This window comes from Acinetobacter sp. TYF_19, from assembly GCF_043105125.1.
GTDB classification, from domain to species: domain Bacteria; phylum Pseudomonadota; class Gammaproteobacteria; order Pseudomonadales; family Moraxellaceae; genus Acinetobacter; species Acinetobacter johnsonii.
Window position 1 is genome coordinate 110,490 of sequence record NZ_JBICLH010000019.1, and the last position, 16,656, is coordinate 127,145.

A 16,656-nucleotide genomic window follows, 5' to 3' on the forward strand; every position below is an offset into this window, starting at 1 on the left:
TAAGCATATATAAAAATAGCCTCAATGAGAGGCTATTTTTATCAAATCTCAGGATGAAAGAGATTTTAGTTATAAACTTAGTATTTGAAGTTTAGAGACAGTACTGCGCTACGACCTTCAGCTTCAGTTGCATAGTGAGATGCGTAAGCTTTAGTGAAATAACGTGTATCAGCCAAGTTGTTGACATTTAACTGAAGGTCAACATTTTTGTTGACGTTGTAACGCGCCATAGCATCGTAGCGAACGTAGCCAGGTACCCATTTGGTATTTGCAGCATTGGCATAGACTTTGTCCATCGCAATTGCGCCAGCACCTAAAGTCAACTGTGGCATGACTTGGTAAGTGGTCCAAAGTGTTGCAGAGTTTTTAGCAACGTTTTGAACTTGTTTACCATTATTGCTGTTTGGTGCGTAAATTGGAGCAGCTGTTGTACCAATATTCTCGAAACCACCATCAATGAGTTCACTATCTAAATACGTATATCCTGCAGATACAGCCCATTTGTCCGTAATGTTACCGTTCACGCCAAGTTCGATACCATCGACACGTGTCTCACCGATATTTTGAGTTGTGCCTTCGTCCGTCGTTGCACGAGTATTGGTTTTTTCTGTACGGAAGATCGCAGCGGTTAAATTCAACTTCTCATTCAGCACATCCCATTTCGTGCCAATTTCATAAGTTTTAACTTCTTCAGGTTTTAAGTTCTGAATAGCTGCTGTAATACCTTCTGAACCATCACCACCATCTACACCCACTGGATTTGATGAGGTTGCATAACTTGCATAGATCGAGCCATTTTCGACTGGTTTGTAGACTAAGCCGACTTGGTAGTTGATAAAATCAGAGTCGTTTTTAATCGCTACTTTATCACCAGCTTTTGCTGTTGGAGGAGTCGTACTACTTCCTAATACCGCACTATTACGCGTGCCATATGTCATGGTCTGCTTAGCAGAATAATCATCCCAACGAAGACCTAAATCTAAAATCCATTGCGGGCTAAATTCAATGCTATCTAGGAAGTAAATAGAGGTATTTTCATTTTCAATGTTATAACGGTCAGCGCCTTCAGTACTGATGCTGCCTGTCCATGGACCACGATTAGGATTCTGAACCGAGGTGCACCAACCAGAGCTCACATTTTCAGACTTGCTACAATCCGAGTAGGCACTTCCCGTAGTATTTTCGCCATTGATAATATATTGGGTACGATCAGTTTCTTGGTCTGAGTACTCAGCACCTAAGTTAAAGCTGTGCTTTAAGCGACCTGTATTAAACTTACCAGTTAAAGCCAATTGGTCTGTAAATGCATCGGTATCTGCCACACGTGAGTTTGCACGCGCCCAAACATTGCCTACTAATTGATTAGTGAATTCAGGTTTATTGTAAAAGTTACCTTGTGAATCATCCGGATTTGTCCAAAGGTAGTCATTTTTAGATTTGTTGTATACAGCGGTATTGCTAAGGGTTAAATTATCAGTAAGATCATGCTCAAGCTTGATTGTTCCTGATTGATTTTCTTGTTTTTGGAAATCGCGATCTTTCCAGCCGTAATACATACCTTGTTTAACATCGATAGGCTTACCATTGCCATTTAATGGTCGGTAATCAATTGCTCCAGTTCTTGGAGCACCAAATGGGTTGTTGTATGGAATGCCTGAATCAGGGGTATCATCAGTTTTGAGGTAGTAGTAGCTTAAAGTTGCACGCGTGTCGCTGTCTAGACCAAAAGTAATACTTGGCGCAATACCTGCACGTGCATATTCAGTACCATCTTCTTGACCCGCTTTGTCGTTGTGGTGCCCCATTACGGCAACACGAGCAGCAATACCATTACCAAAATCTTTGTTACCGTCTAAAGTAATACGTTGGTAATCATCCGTTCCTGCACCCACAGAACCTTCTAAAAAGTCACCTTTTTTTGCAACTTTAGAAATCATGTTGATGCTACCACCAGTTGTACCTGCACCGCCCATAGCAGATGCAGAACCTTTGGTAATTTCAACTTGTTCAATCGCAAACATTTCGCGGTTTTGCGAAGATGAGTTGCGTACGCCGTCTACGTACATTGAACTTTCAGAGTTGTAACCACGGATAAATGGACGGTCACCATTTGGGTTACCACCTTCACCTGCACCAAGTGTGATCCCAGGCACTGTGCGTAAAGCATCGCTTAAAGTTGTAACTTGAGTGTCTTCAATCAACTGCTTAGAAATAACCGACACTGACTTTGGTGTGTCGAGTAGGGGAGCAACGAACTTGCTGTTTGCAGATTTGTCTACTTTCAAACTTTGTTCTGCTGCCGCTTCCGTGTGAATTGTTTCTAATTGCGCGATTTGATCTTGAGCAACAGCATTGACTGCAACCACAGAGAGTGTTGAAGCGATTGCTGAAGAAACCAGCTTTTTACGTGTTTTGATGAAGGCCATAACGAATCTAGTTCTAGCGTTGTAAATTAGTATGCGAATAATAATGATTCTTATTTTTTGTAGCATAACTATTACATTGGAATTGTCGATGCTTAGATATATTTGTGTAGAAAAAATAAATGTAATAATGTAATGAAATTAATGTAAGTTTTTGATTTTTATTTGAATTGGAAAATTAGATTATATTTTTATAATGTTATTGGAATTTAGAATCCATTATTTTTAAGCTAAGTTTGAAGGTGTTTCTCAAGTGAGTATGTATAAATTATGTTGGATCTATATTAGCTATGTATGAAGAAAACCCTGCTGGAGCAGGGTTTTGGATGCAGCTTAGAACTTAAAGGTCGTACTTAGCTGAACGCGTCGTCCTTCTTGGGTGTTTTTATAGCGGTTATAATAAGCATCTTCAGTGGAAACATATTGATAATCAACAAAATTGACATCAAAAATATTATAAAGTGCGACACCAACTTCGATGTTGTCATTCACTATATAGTTGGTTCCAAGATGCCATTGTGTATAGCCTTTATAGTCACCTAAAGTGTTTTTAACGTTACCATCTTCTCGGATTTGACTACTACGATATTCACCACGTAACCAAAGTGATGCATTATCAGCAGGTTGGTAATTAACTAAGAGGTTAGCCATGTGTTCAGCATTATCTGCATCATCAATGGTACGACCTGTCGCATCAGTTAGTTCACCTTCTGTCCATGTATAATTGCCAGAAACTTGCCATTGGTTATTAATTTGGTATGAGGCACCAACTTCAATACCATGTGACTCAGCTTCTTCGGCGTTATAAGGGCGTGCAAGTGTTAAGTTACGATTTTTTGCAGTTGTCCAGTCTACGCCCCATTCTTTTAACTTGGCATCACAGGCTGCTTCATTACCTGTACAGTCAAACTCGATCGGACGACCATCATAGCTGACACCAGGTACATAGGTACCATTTTTGGTCAGTGTATCTACATCACTTTGTCGAATAAAAGTAAGTGCGTAGTTTGCACCCGATGTTGTAATTTTATCTTTGGTCTTATTTTGGAATAATGTTAGGTTCGCATTAAAGCCTTGTTGGTTATCAAAATAAATACCTAACTCTGTACTTTCACTCGTTTCAGGCTGCAAATTAAGATTACCTAAAACTGGTGTGCGTCCTTGTCCAGCAATGTTAGATAAACCTTGGGTAAGTTGTTCTAAGCGAGGAACTTTATATCCTTCAGCATAACCGCCCTTAGCAGTCCACTGATCATTCATATTCCAAACTAAATATGCACGTGGGGTAAAGAAATCACCAAAAGCACTGTGATCATCGAAACGGCCACCTAAGGTTAAATTTAAGTTTGGTAAAATAGACCACGTGTCTTCAATAAATAGACCATATTGCTCAAAAGTTAGTTCAGGGTTGGCACGACGAATACCATCTTTTTGGCTAGCATCCCACCATTGACCACCAATGGTAATGTTGTGATTTTCAATGTTTTGCGTGGTGAATTTAGTATCAAAATAGATATCTTCACTTTTTAATTCACGATTAACGAATTTTTGGTTTTCTGGTGTCGTTAACATGCCCGCGGGTAAAAGCCGTCCAACAGTTTCTGTTTCTACATGAGAAATACTGCTTTCTAAACGACCAAAATTTGTTTGCCATTCATGAGAGATATAGGCTTTGGTGCGTTCATATTCTTGACTAGGTCCATAGCCTTGAGTGCTATTGGGCGCTAATGGTTTACCATTATTATCTAGGTATGTACCAAGTTGTCCACGACTGTTATCAAACCATTGTTGAGTGTTTTCAACGTCAAGTGCAAAACTATGATCAGGATGTGGTGTAAAAGTTAAGCGGCCACCAAATGTTTCAATATCTGATTTTGTCGGACTATTTCCTTGAGCTAACGTATTGATCTCGCTATTTGCAGCTGGGACTTTAATATATGATTGTTGGCGTTCAGCTTTCCGTGCGCGGATTTGTAAACCAACCAAATCTTTTACTAGTGGGCCTGATGTAAATATTTCGGCAGCGTATTGGTTACCAAACTCTGAGCTATTTGGTAGGACAGTGCCGTTTAAGTTTAGAGAGCCAGTCCACTCATTAGACACTTTTTTAGTAATGATATTGATAACGCCGCCCATAGCGTCTGAACCATATAAAGTTGACATTGGGCCGCGAATGACTTCAATTCGCTCAATAGCTGAAATTGGTGGAATAAAATTATTATTAGATTCGCTAAAACCATTCGGTGTAATGTTTCCTACACTATTTTGGCGCTTACCATCGATTAAAATTAAAGTGTATTCAGGTGGCATACCACGCATACGAATATTGAGTGTTCCTGTCTTACCTGCAGTAGGGCTAACATCTACACCTTCTACACCACGTAAAGCATCTGCTAATGAGTTCACGCGTTTGGATTTGAGATCTTCTTGATTTAATACAGTAATAGACGCAGGTGCATTTTTAATATCTTGTTCAAAACCCGCAGCTGAAACCACAATGGTGGAAAGCTGATGGGTAGATGAATCTTCAGTTGTTGTTTCTGCGAAAACAGGAGTGGTGATTGCCCCAAGCAATGCCAATGAAAGAGGGGCTAGATTAAACTTACTCATAACTAGAGTTTCAATGATGGACGAGAAAAAAATTGAAAAAAACGATCAAAGTTGACGCAAATATTAATGGTAATATTTATCATTTGCAACAAAAGCCATAAAAAATATAATACTTTGCACTTAATCAGTAGCGATTTAAAAATATTCAAAATAAAAAACGATAAATGAAGAAAAAAATATGTGGTTTCAATCGGGTATTTTGTATATCGTTCAATGTTGTCATATAATGTGGCACTTTTTAAAATTGTTCTTACCAAAAGATTGAGGAAGCCATGCAAGTAACTTCTGAAGCGGTTTCGGGTGTTACCCGTCGTTTAAATGTATCTGTACCGACGAGCCGTGTTAACGAGCAGTTCGAAGCTCGCTTAAAACGCACTGCTAAAACTGTGAAGATCAACGGCTTCCGTCCAGGTAAAGTGCCAGTAAATGTTGTTCGTCGTGAATATGGCGCGGGTATCTACCAAGAAGTCGTAAGCGACATTATTCGTGACACAGTATTTGAAGCGATCCAACAAGAAAAAATCAATGCTGTTGGCATGCCAAACATTGAAAAATCTGAATTAAAAGACGACGCGCTTGTATACGAAGCGACTGTTGAAGTTTATCCAGAAGTTAACGTCAAATTTGATGGTTTAGAAGTTGAACGTAAAGCATCTGAAGTAAACGACAAAGATGTTGATCAAATGATCGAAAACCTTCAGAAGCAACGTGCTTCTTGGGCTGAAACAAAAGGCATGGCTAAAAAAGACATGCAAGTCACTTTCGACTTTGAAGGTTCAGTAGACGGTGAAAAGTTTGAAGGCGGTTCTGCAGAAGACTTTAAACTTGTTTTAGGTTCAGGTCGTATGATCCCTGGCTTCGAAGACGGTATCGTTGGTATGAAGAAAGGCGAAGAGAAAGTTATCGATGTAACTTTCCCTGAAGACTACCAAGCTGAAAACCTTGCTGGTAAATCAGCTCAATTCAAAATCACTGTGAAGCTTGTTGAAAAACAAAAACTTCCAGAAGTTGACGCTGAATTCCTTAAAATCTTCGGTCTAACTGAAGAAGAAGGCATTGAGAAGTTAAAAGCTGACGTTCGTAAAAACATGGAACGTGAAGTGAAAAATGGTTTGCGTAATCAAGTGAAAGGTGCAGCTTTTGATGCGCTTGTAGCTGCAAACGAAGTTGAACTTCCTGCGTCTATGGTTGCTCAAGAAGTTGACCGTCAACGTCAACAAATGATCCAACAGTTCACTCAGCAGTTTGGTGCTCAAGGTGCGAAAGCATTTGACTCAAGCATGCTTCCAGATGAATTGTTCAAAGAACAAGCTGAAAAATCTGTAAAATTAGGCGTACTGGTAAGCAAAGTTTTAGCTGATGCTAAAATTGAGGTAGATCAAGCACGTGTTGATGCTTACATCGAAGACATGGCTTCTTCTTATGAAGATCCAGCTGAAGTGATCGAATACTTCAAAAATGACAAACAACAACGTTCGCAAATCGAAGCTGTTGTGTTAGAAGACCAAGTGGTTGATCACATCTTAGCGTCTGCTAAAGTAACGGATACTGCTGTAAGCTACGAAGACTTATTGAAAGAGCAACAAGCTCGTCAACAAGGCTAAGTTTAGCTAAAGTAAAAAAGGCGCTTTGAGCGCCTTTTTTATTGTGATCTAGGTTTGTAAAAGGCCTTGCGTTCACAAAGCTTATGCAAAAAATATCTGTTATTTACTTGGGAATATTTTGCATTTTCAGCAATTATCCCTCATATTGTGACTATGAGTTGAGTAACAAAAAATTTAGGAATAAGTAAACGTATGTATATTCCAACTATCGATAATGCCTTAGTTCCAATGGTTGTAGAACAGTCATCTCGCGGTGAACGTTCATTTGACATTTATTCACGTCTTTTGCGTGAACGCGTCATTTTTATGACTGGTGAAGTTGAAGATAACATGGCGAATTTGATTGTCGCGCAAATGTTGTTTTTAGAAGCGGAAAATCCAGATAAAGATATTCATCTTTACATTAACTCACCAGGTGGTTCGGTGACTGCGGGTATGGCGATTTACGATACCATGCAATTTATTAAACCAGATGTTGTGACTTACTGTATGGGGCAAGCAGCATCAATGGGTGCTTTCTTGTTGAATGCAGGTGCGAAAGGTAAACGTTATTGCCTTGAAAATGCACGTGTCATGATCCACCAACCGTTAGGTGGTTTCCGTGGTCAGGCATCTGATATTGAAATTCATGCACGTGAAATTCTGTTTATTAAAGAACGTTTAAACCGTTTAATGGCAGAGCACAGTGGTCAAGACTATGAAACTGTGGCACGTGATACTGACCGTGATAACTTTATGACAGCGCAAGCTGCAAAAGAATATGGTCTCGTGGACGAAGTGTTATCTAAACGTCCATAAGTTTTAAAAGTTTAGAATTGGAGTGAATATGTCCGAACATCCTCAAGGACAAAAGCATTGTTCATTTTGCGGTAAAACGCAGTCTGAAGTTGGGAAACTGATAGCAGGCGAGGACGCGTACATCTGTAATGAATGTGTGGACGTATGCTTAGACTTGGTGCAAACCAGTCAACAAGTTGAGTCGGGTGACTGGGCTGCAAAACCCTTGCCTAAACCGCACGAGATTCGTGCGGCACTAGATCAATATGTCATTGGTCAAGATGTGGCAAAGAAAACCTTGTCAGTTGCTGTCTATAACCACTATAAACGTCTTAAAGCGACACATGGTGGACATAAACACGATGATGCTGTTGAAATTGCGAAAAGTAATATCTTATTAGTAGGACCAACAGGTTCGGGTAAAACCTTGCTTGCGCAAACCATGGCACGTCTTCTCGATGTTCCTTTTGCTATGGCTGATGCAACGACACTTACCGAAGCCGGCTATGTCGGTGAAGATGTTGAAAACATTGTACAAAAGCTTTTACAAAAAGCAGACTACGATGTAGAAAAAGCGCAAAAAGGTATTATCTATATCGATGAAATCGACAAGATTACCCGTAAGTCTGAAAACCCATCGATCACGCGTGATGTGTCGGGTGAAGGTGTACAACAAGCGTTACTGAAAATGATCGAAGGCACGGTTGCATCTATTCCACCTCAAGGTGGTCGTAAGCATCCGCAGCAAGAATTCATTCAAATTGATACTTCAAATATCTTGTTCATCTGTGGTGGGGCATTCTCGGGTCTTGAGAAAATCGTACAACAGCGCCAAGAAAAAGGTGGAATTGGCTTCACGGCTGAAGTGAAGAAGAAAGATGAAGGCAAGAAATTGTCTGATTTGTTCCGTCAAGTTGAAGCGACAGATTTGGTGAAATTTGGTCTGATTCCAGAGTTTATTGGTCGTTTACCTGTAATTGCGACTTTGGAAGAGTTAGATGAAGAAGCTTTGATGCAAATTCTGACTGAACCGAAGAATGCATTGACCCGTCAATATCAACATTTGTTTGATATGGAAAACGTTGATCTGGTTTTTGAAGACTCAGCATTACGTGCAGTGGCGAAAAAAGCCTTAGACCGCAATACGGGTGCACGTGGCTTACGTTCTATTTTGGAAAATACGCTGCTTGAAACCATGTACGATTTACCAAGTCGTACCGATGTTGGCACAGTTGTGGTGAATGAAGACGTGATTAACGGTGCGGCTGCACCATTATTTAAGCCAGAGCGTTTACCTAGAATCGAACAGAAAGATGCAGCTAAAGTTGATTTAAAAGTGATTAATTCAAAGTCCGCTTAAGTTGTTATTCATCTGAAACGTGTGAAAATCGAGTGTTTTCACACGTTTTTTTATATTCAAAAAAAAGAGGGAATGCTACTCTGCATCATAGGCTGGGATGCCTAGATTAAAACTAAAAATTCAGTATCAAAATAAAAAATACGTCGTGAGGAATAGTCATGCGTGCAATGACGATTACGCTTTTAAGCAGTTTAATTTTATTGGGTTGTCATGGAAAAGCGACAGTTGAACAACCTGAATTAACATCAACTCTCAGCCATGAGGTCGATTTTGAACATGACCCAGGCATGATTGAGCAGTATCGCATCGGGGTGTTTAGCGTAGGTGGGTGGGTCAATCAAAAATTAGGACAGCGTTTTCAGCGTGTCCAACCCCAGCATGAACAAGCGGCGATGGTTTATCTGTATCGTCCAGACTCAAAATGGAATCGACAAGAAATTGTGGCCTCGAGTTTATTTATCAATAAAGAACGCATTCCAAGCTTGCTGAACAATCATTATTATTGGGTCGAATTGCCCGCAGGGACTTATCGTTTATCCAGTAGTCGGCCTTTGGGCATTAACCATTTTCAAAAGCCGAAATATATCGATTTTAGCGTAGAAGCAGGGCAGTCTTATTTCATCAAGTATGATGAAGAGAACTTATCCACACGCCATGATGTTTCGGGGCCTTTGGCGGTCATACCTGAAAAAATTGCGATTCAAGAGATTGCATTTACCCAGTTAAAGTCCAACAGCTACAACTTTGTCGCGGAAGATCAACACACGGGTGAGTTACGAAAGAAAGCGCAAAAACTTAAACCTGCCAAATATGACCCAAGTGAAGAGGTTCAGCTGATGAAACCCTTTAAGCTGTGGAATCCTTTAACCTGGTAAGTGAGCTATTGTGCTTTTTTGGCTTGTTCAAATAAGGGTATCAGGGTCTTTTCAATTTGACGATTCATTTCCAGCTGAATAGCTGGATCTTGCATCATTTCAGCAGACATGGCGATGCTATTGCGCATGATTTCACTCATCATTTTGCTGCTTTTTTTATTGATAGACTGGCCTAGAGGTGTTTCAAGAAACTGAATGTTGGCCAACACTTCCTCTTCGGTAAAGGTCTGCATATATACATTTTTAAGCATTTGCATAAATTTCGGATCAGAAATCAATTTACTGCTAAACGATGCCGTGATTTCAGCGATTTGCTTGGCTGCTTTTTGTTGTTCATTATTGAGTGTAGATGTTTTAAAAATATTCTTAATGATTTCTTCGGCTTGCTGGTCATAAATGGGGCGCATTTCTTGCTGAGACTGTGCTAATGTGCCTTTAATATCGCCCAGTTTGAGCGCCTTCTCTACCGATGCTTCGGTCGCGGGTTTGGCAAAAGAAGCTGTGCTGAGGACACATAAGGTAATACTGCAAAGGATGTGATTTAATTTTTTCATTGTTGGTCTATATTTTTTGATTAAGTCTATAAAAGTAGGTAAAAAATACCCTTAACATGACCTTAGCATGTTAAGGGTATCCAAAAAAGTAAAACTTAAGTTTTAGCCCGCTGCTGCATCGACTACTGGAATTTTACCAATTTTCGCTTGCCAGATTTTTGGTGCTGTCGCGTGAATAGATGTGCCATTTACATCAACTGCGACCGATACAGGCATATCTTTCACTACAAATTTGTAAATCGCTTCCATACCTAAGTCAGCAAAAGCAACCACTTCAGCTTCACGAATTGCTTTAGACACAAGGTAAGCTGCGCCGCCCACTGCCATCAAGTAAGTCGCTTTATTGTCTTTGATTGCTTCAACCGCTGCAGGACCACGGTCCGCTTTACCGATCATGCCGAACATACCTGTTGCTTCAAGCACTTGACGTGTGAACTTGTCCATACGTGTTGCTGTTGTTGGGCCAGCAGGACCAACCACTTCATCACCGACTGGATCTACAGGCCCCACGTAGTAAATGAATTTACCTTTTAAGTCGACAGGAAGCTCTTCACCATTGTTTAACATGTCTACCATGCGTTTGTGTGCAGCATCACGACCCGTATAAATTGTACCGTTTAGAAGCAAAGTGTCGCCTGGTTGCCAAGCGTTCATTTCTTCTTGGGTAATGGTGTCGAGGTCAACGCGCTTAGAGGTTGATGAATCCCAAGTGACTGATGGATAGTCTTCAAGTTTTGGTGCTTGAATGTGTGCAACACCTGTACCATCAAGTTGGAAGTGTGCGTGACGAGTCGCTGCACAGTTTGGAATCATACCCACTGGTTTGCCCGCAGCGTGACATGGGTAATCTTTAATTTTAATATCTAGAACTGTGGTTAAGCCACCTAGGCCTTGCGCGCCAATACCCAGTGCGTTTACTTTTTCGAAGATTTCCATACGAAGTTCTTCGATTTTATTTTCAGGGCCACGACGAAGTAATTCGTCCATGTTGATTTCTTCCATGAGCGATTCTTTCGCAAGCATCATGGCTTTTTCAGCAGTACCACCAATACCAATACCCAACATACCTGGTGGACACCAGCCAGCACCCATAGTTGGAACAGTTTTAAGTACCCAATCCACGATTGAGTCAGATGGGTTTAACATAGCCAGTTTAGATTTGTTTTCTGAACCGCCACCTTTTGCCGCAACGGTAATATCCACTTTGTTGCCTGGAACAAGTTTGTGATAGATCACAGCAGGGGTGTTGTCTTTGGTGTTTTTACGACCAAATGCAGGATCAGCCAGAACTGATGCGCGCAGCACGTTTGAGTTTTCTAAGTAACCTTGACGTACGCCTTCGTTGATTGCATCGTCTAAGCTCATAGTTAAATCAAATTTAACATCCATGCCCACTTCAACGAATACGTTGACGATACCTGTATCTTGACAGATTGGGCGGTGACCCTCTGCGCACATACGCGAGTTAATTAAGATTTGTGCAATCGCATCTTTCGCCGCTTGGTTTTCCTCACGATCATAAGCACGGCTCATCGCTTGGATGAAGTCTTGTGGGTGATAGTAAGAAATGAACTGAAGCGCGTCTTTGACCGATGTGATCAAATCATCTTGCTTGATAATAGTGGTCATACAAATATCTCTTGAGCGGGCTGATAGCTAGCGGGCTAAATTATAAGACAAAATGCCGAGGTTGTGGATGTTTTGCGAAGCCTTTGGGCGAAAGTTTAATAGTTGAACAATATTGACGAGAAAATGAGGTTATAAACGGTGGTAAATATGACAAAAAAGCCTGAATTTAATGAAATATTTCATGTCTAAATTGGGATTATGAATATGATTTATTGTTTAAGATATTGAATATAATGTAAAAATAATAATATTTGAAATATGACAGCACTGTCATAAAGTTGTCATAAAACTTTCGCATAATGCATTCATCAAACAATAGGACATCGAACATGTTGACAGGTTTAGTGATGGCTGCGGGCTTTTGTGTATATATCGCAGCGACTTGGATGTACGGTCAAAAAGAAGATCAGGCTTAAGCTTTATCTTCTTTTTTTTGTTTTAAGCTATCTTCAAATCTTCAAATCTTCAAATCTTCAAATCTTCAAATCTTCAAATCTTCAAATCTTCAACTAGCTAAAAATTGTTTAACGCCTTAAGATTCCAGTTTCAAATCTTAAAAAAATACAATGAAATACTATTCCTCGACTTCAGCCTTGCTATTTATAGGATGCTTTTTCTTGTGGTCTATTTTCCTGTTTTATTTAATGGCTCAAAAGCATGCAGGCAATGTCATTGTCGAAGATATATTTAAATTTAATTTTTACTGCATGATGCTTGCAATGTCACCTTTGCTTTTGAAAAAAGCTCCGCCTAAAAACGATGTCGAGATGACGATTTTTGAAGAAAAGCAACATATGGAAATGCGCCATCAAGTCCTGAGCCAATCTGCTCAAAAGCGTCGGAAAGCTTATTTGATGAGTGCTTTTTTCGGTTTTTTAATGTCGAGTTTAATGATGAGCTTTATTTTGATGTTAGATAAATAAGCTGAATGTGAGTTTATCCGATCTAATTTTTCTCACTTTTTCGCATTTGGGATGGAGAGTAGCCAAAGTACTTTTTAAAGCGATGACTAAAATGGCTGCTGGAGCTAAATCCATACTGTTCCGAAATGTCCGTCATATTGGCAGATGTGTGCTGTAGAGCTTGGTGTGCCAGTTCAAGTCGACGTTGCATCACATATTGGTGTGGTGGCATGTGCATAGATTGCTTAAACATATGAGCAAAATGATATTCACTGAGCTGAGTTTGCTCGGCCAAATCCGACAGGGTCAAACTTTGCTGAATATGCTGATCAATCCATTCTAATAACTGTTTCAAAGTATACGGGGACAGCCCGCCTTTGACTTCAGGGACTTGCCACTCGGTATGGCTATAATTTTTAATTAGATGGTTGAGCAGAAGTGTCGTGGCAGTACTCATCTGCAAGTGATTTTCCCTGTTCTGCCAAGCCTCATTGAGTAAAAAGTGCCGATAGATCATGGCAATCTGTGGGTCGGCCACGAAACTTTGCGGATTTAAAATAATTTGGCTTGGCTCACGATCCCACACCTGTTCGGCGACACGTTGTAAATGTTGCTCGGTGTAGTACAGATGCACAAAAGTCAGTGGGTCGCGCAGATCCCATGTTGACTCAAAGTCCTGTGGCATCAAGCACATATGATCTGGCCCACCGCCATTATGCCAACCTTGAGCTGTCTTTTGATAACTGTGATATCCCCCTTGAATGTACATACTAAGGGTATGGTGGTTACTACAAACACTGACGCGGTCTTGGTTGTTTTGCCACATGGCCAACTGCATGCCCGAACCCAGTTCGACCGAGTCGAGGAGTTGAGCTTTATGTTGTTGTAATTGATCTAGAATCTGATATTTCATCATCTATACGCAGTGCCAAATGGAAGATTTAGTGTAGGACTTTGATTTCATTTTGTCATCTATATCCGAAAATCAGTAAAAAATCACAAGTTTATGATAGTGACCACAAGAAGGTGCAAGAAATGAGAAACCTAAACCAAGCACAATAGCGTGAGTGGTTTGAGTTTGGTTTAAAGAGTATGAATGCGCTGTTATATGCTTTGGTTGTGGTGATTTGGGGAACGACATGGATTGCGATAAGTCTGCAACAACAAAGTGGAATATCGACCAATGTAGCCGTGTTTTGGCGCTTCTTTATTTCGGCTCTGGTGTTGTTTACTTTTGTTGTGTTGTGCCGAAAACTGCAAAAGCTGGCTGTAAAAGACCATCTATTTTGTATGTTGCAAGCGTGCTGTATTTTTGGTTTTAACTTTGTTTGTTTCTATTATGCGGTTCAATATATCAGCAGCGGTTTGGAGGCTGTTATTTTTTCGATGGCGGTCATTTTTAATACCCTCAACGCTAAACTGTTCTTTGGACAACAGGTTTCTACCCGTTTTTATCCTGCGGCTTTGTTGGGTGGACTGGGGATCATCGCCTTGTTTTGGCATGATGTGATAGGGAGTACCTTAAATAATCATACGCTGATGGGGATTGGTCTTTGTGTGTTGGGAACCTATGGTTTTTCATTGGGCAATATGATCAGTGCGCGTCATCAGAAAAACGGATTGGATATTTTTACCACCAATGCTTATGGCATGTTGTATGGTTCAATCCTGATGGCGTTGATTGCTGGATTTAAACAAGACGAGTTTTTCCCCGCTATGGAATTCAGTGCGGTGAGTGCTTTATTGTATTTGGCTATTTTGGGTTCAGTGATTGGCTTTACCGCCTACTTCTATTTGGTTGGACGGATTGGGGCAGGCAAGGCTGCTTATAGTACCTTATTATTTCCGTTGGTGGCTTTGGTGATTTCGACTATCTGGGAAGGCTATCAATGGCATATCAATGCGGTCATTGGGGTGATTTTGATTTTATGTGGTAATGCAATTTTCTTTATTCAAGCGCCCAAGTTGAAATTCAGTCAAATGTTGAAGCGAAGCTGAGTGTGCGCAAGAAAATCAAAAGCGATTCTGCCTTAGAAATGAAAGATTTAGGTGTTTTTCATCCTTTGTATTATGCTCATTTTAGAGAGCTTCATGCAGGGCTTTATAAATGGATTTAAAAATGTTTAAATTATTCGCTCGTTACAACGTGTGGTCTACTCAAAAATTAAACCAAGTTTTAAAAAATGTCTCTGATGAAGATTTCAATGCTGAATGTGGACTTTTCTTCAAAAGTATTTCTGGAACGTTGAATCACTTGCTTGTTGGTGAGCATTATCTATGGTTTCCTCGGTTTTCATCGAAACCATCTCCTACATTGAAGTTAAATACCATCGTAGAAAGGGATAAAGATAAACTCATGTTTGAGTTAGAGAGCAGGGCTTACAACTGGATAGATTTTTTAAAACATGTTGATGTGGAAAAATTTGGACATGATTTACAGTACAAAACATCAGCCGGACAAGAAATGAGTCTGCCCTATGCTGCTACATTATTGCATGTGTTTAATCATGGAACGCATCACAGGGGGCAAGTGACAGCGGCTTTAACTTCAATGGGTTATCCATGCCCAGAGATTGACATGGTATATATGTTGATAGAAGAAAATCTGCCCGTTTAAGAGAGCTGCGGTTGGTTTTGTAAAATAATGGAATCGAGCTGATACGATGCCCCAATCATGATGCTGTATTGGCTTTAACCCGAAGCGCTTCCATCTCAATCTCAACCATTTTTTGAGAATTGGATCGTTTCTTTTGCAACTCCTCAAACTTTTGTTTATCTGGCGAGGTGGATAAGATAATTTCACCCATTTCAATTTGAAGATTATTGTCTTTTTTGAGCTTCTCACGGGCTGCGGCTACTTCTGAGCTTTTGAGAGACACCATATCGTAATTTTGATTCAGACTTTGAATGCGCTTGTTTGATTTTTCAATTGCAGTTTTTAGAGCACGCAGATCTTTTTTTTCCATCGCATGTTTTATCTCCCATATTGTGTTTTCTGCTTCTTGTTTAGCTGCACTTGATTGTGCCCCGAGCGCAATGAGGTCATGTTTGATGTCTGCTGCATTATCTTGACTCAGATGTGAGGTGGTCTGCGGTGCAGTACGAGCCGCGACATGGGGTTCGGTATTTGGTTTTGGTTGTTGTCGTGTGTTGTCTAATGCCCCTGAATTCAGTTGAGGGTACACCATCTGTTGTAAGGCTCTCATTTCACTGACAGAACTTTGTTGTATGACGCTGATTTGCGCTTCTAATCCGGTGATGCGATCCATCTGTGGTGGATTTTTAGTATCTTCTTGTGCAAGCTCAACACCAAGTAAATGGACTTGCTTAAATTTTTCACGTAACGCAGCGCCTTCTTGGCTTTTGAAGTTTGTTGCATCTAGTGCAGTATTAAACGCAAGAGAATGGGTTTTCAGTTGTTCTAGCAGGGCGGGGATGGTATCGACTTCTTTATTTTGACGAGCCGCTTTAAGTGCATCTTGTACGTTCAAAATGGCTTGAGAGTTTTTATTCGAAATCTGATCTAGGGCATCAAGATCCGCTTTAATGTCAGCTGGATTAGCTGTACTTAAGTTTTTATATGCTGTGGTTGAGTCTGACGGTGTTTGGTGCTGCTTAGATTCATTACATGCTGTCAGTGAAAATGTTGTCACTATTAGAATTGGAAGCAATTTTTTATTCATTATGAGACCAATGATTTATAATTTAATTATATCTCTTGAGGGCTTTGTTGCACAAAGATTTCATAACTATATGATTTTAAAAGTTTTGATTATTTTTTGATCCAAAATTAAATTTATTTAAATCAGATGCTTACATATTTATGCAACAAAGCCTCTCTTGAGTATATTGTTTAAGTGTCTGAAAAGTAAAATCTTACTGTTTTATCTGTGTTTGGGATATGCGTAAGTATGCATTAGTT

General features: G+C 40.1%; 13 protein-coding genes. 7 read left to right on the forward strand and 6 right to left on the reverse strand.

Translation table 11 applies throughout. The features are described from left to right. Positions 1 to 77 precede the first annotated feature (77 nt). Both ACF8FD_RS02510 and ACF8FD_RS02515 read right to left on the reverse strand, forming a co-directional pair. Positions 78 to 2,426, reverse strand: a complete 2,349-nt coding sequence (locus tag ACF8FD_RS02510; protein ID WP_262470595.1) for a TonB-dependent siderophore receptor — start codon at positions 2,424 to 2,426, stop codon at positions 78 to 80. 330 nt (positions 2,427 to 2,756) lie between these two features. After that, positions 2,757 to 5,033 carry a TonB-dependent receptor domain-containing protein gene (locus ACF8FD_RS02515; protein WP_392453083.1) on the reverse strand — a complete coding sequence of 759 codons (2,277 nt, stop codon included), beginning with the start codon at positions 5,031 to 5,033 and terminating at the stop codon, positions 2,757 to 2,759. Positions 5,034 to 5,305: 272 nt separating this feature from the next. On the opposite strand from ACF8FD_RS02515, the gene tig reads away from it, so the two are divergent. The 4 genes from tig (at position 5,306) to ACF8FD_RS02535 (ending at position 9,649) form a co-directional block, all read left to right on the forward strand. Further along, on the forward strand, positions 5,306 to 6,637 hold the full coding sequence (gene tig / locus ACF8FD_RS02520) for a trigger factor (RefSeq protein ID WP_004979052.1): 1,332 nt from the start codon (positions 5,306 to 5,308) through the stop codon (positions 6,635 to 6,637). Positions 6,638 to 6,829: 192 nt separating this feature from the next. Beyond that, the gene (gene clpP / locus ACF8FD_RS02525; RefSeq protein ID WP_004692427.1) at positions 6,830 to 7,435 is read left to right on the forward strand and encodes an ATP-dependent Clp endopeptidase proteolytic subunit ClpP; all 606 of its coding nucleotides are present in this window, start codon (positions 6,830 to 6,832) and stop codon (positions 7,433 to 7,435) included. A gap of 28 nt (positions 7,436 to 7,463) precedes the next feature. Next, on the forward strand, positions 7,464 to 8,774 hold the full coding sequence (gene clpX, locus ACF8FD_RS02530; RefSeq protein WP_279743389.1) for an ATP-dependent protease ATP-binding subunit ClpX: 1,311 nt from the start codon (positions 7,464 to 7,466) through the stop codon (positions 8,772 to 8,774). 158 nt (positions 8,775 to 8,932) lie between these two features. Next, positions 8,933 to 9,649 (forward strand): DUF2846 domain-containing protein, encoded by a 717-nt coding sequence (locus ACF8FD_RS02535; protein WP_104222100.1) that lies wholly within the window; start codon positions 8,933 to 8,935, stop codon positions 9,647 to 9,649. A 5-nt stretch (positions 9,650 to 9,654) separates the two neighbouring features. On the opposite strand, the gene ACF8FD_RS02540 is transcribed toward ACF8FD_RS02535, so the two are convergent. Then, on the reverse strand, positions 9,655 to 10,203 hold the full coding sequence (locus ACF8FD_RS02540) for a DUF2059 domain-containing protein (protein WP_125273927.1): 549 nt from the start codon (positions 10,201 to 10,203) through the stop codon (positions 9,655 to 9,657). 102 nt (positions 10,204 to 10,305) lie between these two features. Further along, the gene (locus tag ACF8FD_RS02545; protein ID WP_201702438.1) at positions 10,306 to 11,832 is read right to left on the reverse strand and encodes a fumarate hydratase; all 1,527 of its coding nucleotides are present in this window, start codon (positions 11,830 to 11,832) and stop codon (positions 10,306 to 10,308) included. 617 nt (positions 11,833 to 12,449) lie between these two features. Between ACF8FD_RS02545 and ACF8FD_RS02550 the strand changes: the two genes are divergently transcribed. After that, on the forward strand, positions 12,450 to 12,755 hold the full coding sequence (locus ACF8FD_RS02550) for a hypothetical protein (protein WP_227518499.1): 306 nt from the start codon (positions 12,450 to 12,452) through the stop codon (positions 12,753 to 12,755). A gap of 22 nt (positions 12,756 to 12,777) precedes the next feature. Here ACF8FD_RS02550 and ACF8FD_RS02555 read toward each other — a convergent pair whose 3' ends face one another. Further along, positions 12,778 to 13,647, reverse strand: a complete 870-nt coding sequence (locus ACF8FD_RS02555; protein ID WP_078425281.1) for an AraC family transcriptional regulator — start codon at positions 13,645 to 13,647, stop codon at positions 12,778 to 12,780. 179 nt (positions 13,648 to 13,826) lie between these two features. On the opposite strand from ACF8FD_RS02555, the gene ACF8FD_RS02560 reads away from it, so the two are divergent. Both ACF8FD_RS02560 and ACF8FD_RS02565 read left to right on the forward strand, forming a co-directional pair. Next, a complete protein-coding gene (locus tag ACF8FD_RS02560; protein WP_279665010.1) occupies positions 13,827 to 14,732 on the forward strand; it encodes a DMT family transporter in 906 nt (301 codons plus the stop codon). Positions 14,733 to 14,841: 109 nt separating this feature from the next. Next, positions 14,842 to 15,351 (forward strand): DinB family protein, encoded by a 510-nt coding sequence (locus ACF8FD_RS02565; protein WP_058868915.1) that lies wholly within the window; start codon positions 14,842 to 14,844, stop codon positions 15,349 to 15,351. A gap of 55 nt (positions 15,352 to 15,406) precedes the next feature. On the opposite strand, the gene ACF8FD_RS02570 is transcribed toward ACF8FD_RS02565, so the two are convergent. Further along, the gene (locus tag ACF8FD_RS02570; RefSeq protein WP_392453087.1) at positions 15,407 to 16,417 is read right to left on the reverse strand and encodes a hypothetical protein; all 1,011 of its coding nucleotides are present in this window, start codon (positions 16,415 to 16,417) and stop codon (positions 15,407 to 15,409) included. Between the last annotated feature and the right edge of the window lie 239 nt (positions 16,418 to 16,656).

What these genes read in the sequence shown, in the direction of transcription:
- ACF8FD_RS02555 (WP_078425281.1), bottom strand. Translation starts at nt 13,647, where the DNA reads ATGAAATATCAGATTCTAGATCAATTACAACAACATAAAGCTCAACTC.
- ACF8FD_RS02565 (WP_058868915.1), top strand. Translation starts at nt 14,842, where the DNA reads ATGGATTTAAAAATGTTTAAATTATTCGCTCGTTACAACGTGTGGTCT.
- ACF8FD_RS02570 (WP_392453087.1), bottom strand. Translation starts at nt 16,417, where the DNA reads ATGAATAAAAAATTGCTTCCAATTCTAATAGTGACAACATTTTCACTG.
- clpX (WP_279743389.1), top strand. Translation starts at nt 7,464, where the DNA reads ATGTCCGAACATCCTCAAGGACAAAAGCATTGTTCATTTTGCGGTAAA.
- ACF8FD_RS02540 (WP_125273927.1), bottom strand. Translation starts at nt 10,203, where the DNA reads ATGAAAAAATTAAATCACATCCTTTGCAGTATTACCTTATGTGTCCTC.
- ACF8FD_RS02545 (WP_201702438.1), bottom strand. Translation starts at nt 11,832, where the DNA reads ATGACCACTATTATCAAGCAAGATGATTTGATCACATCGGTCAAAGAC.
- ACF8FD_RS02560 (WP_279665010.1), top strand. Translation starts at nt 13,827, where the DNA reads ATGAATGCGCTGTTATATGCTTTGGTTGTGGTGATTTGGGGAACGACA.
- ACF8FD_RS02535 (WP_104222100.1), top strand. Translation starts at nt 8,933, where the DNA reads ATGCGTGCAATGACGATTACGCTTTTAAGCAGTTTAATTTTATTGGGT.
- tig (WP_004979052.1), top strand. Translation starts at nt 5,306, where the DNA reads ATGCAAGTAACTTCTGAAGCGGTTTCGGGTGTTACCCGTCGTTTAAAT.
- clpP (WP_004692427.1), top strand. Translation starts at nt 6,830, where the DNA reads ATGTATATTCCAACTATCGATAATGCCTTAGTTCCAATGGTTGTAGAA.
- ACF8FD_RS02515 (WP_392453083.1), bottom strand. Translation starts at nt 5,033, where the DNA reads ATGAGTAAGTTTAATCTAGCCCCTCTTTCATTGGCATTGCTTGGGGCA.
- ACF8FD_RS02510 (WP_262470595.1), bottom strand. Translation starts at nt 2,426, where the DNA reads ATGGCCTTCATCAAAACACGTAAAAAGCTGGTTTCTTCAGCAATCGCT.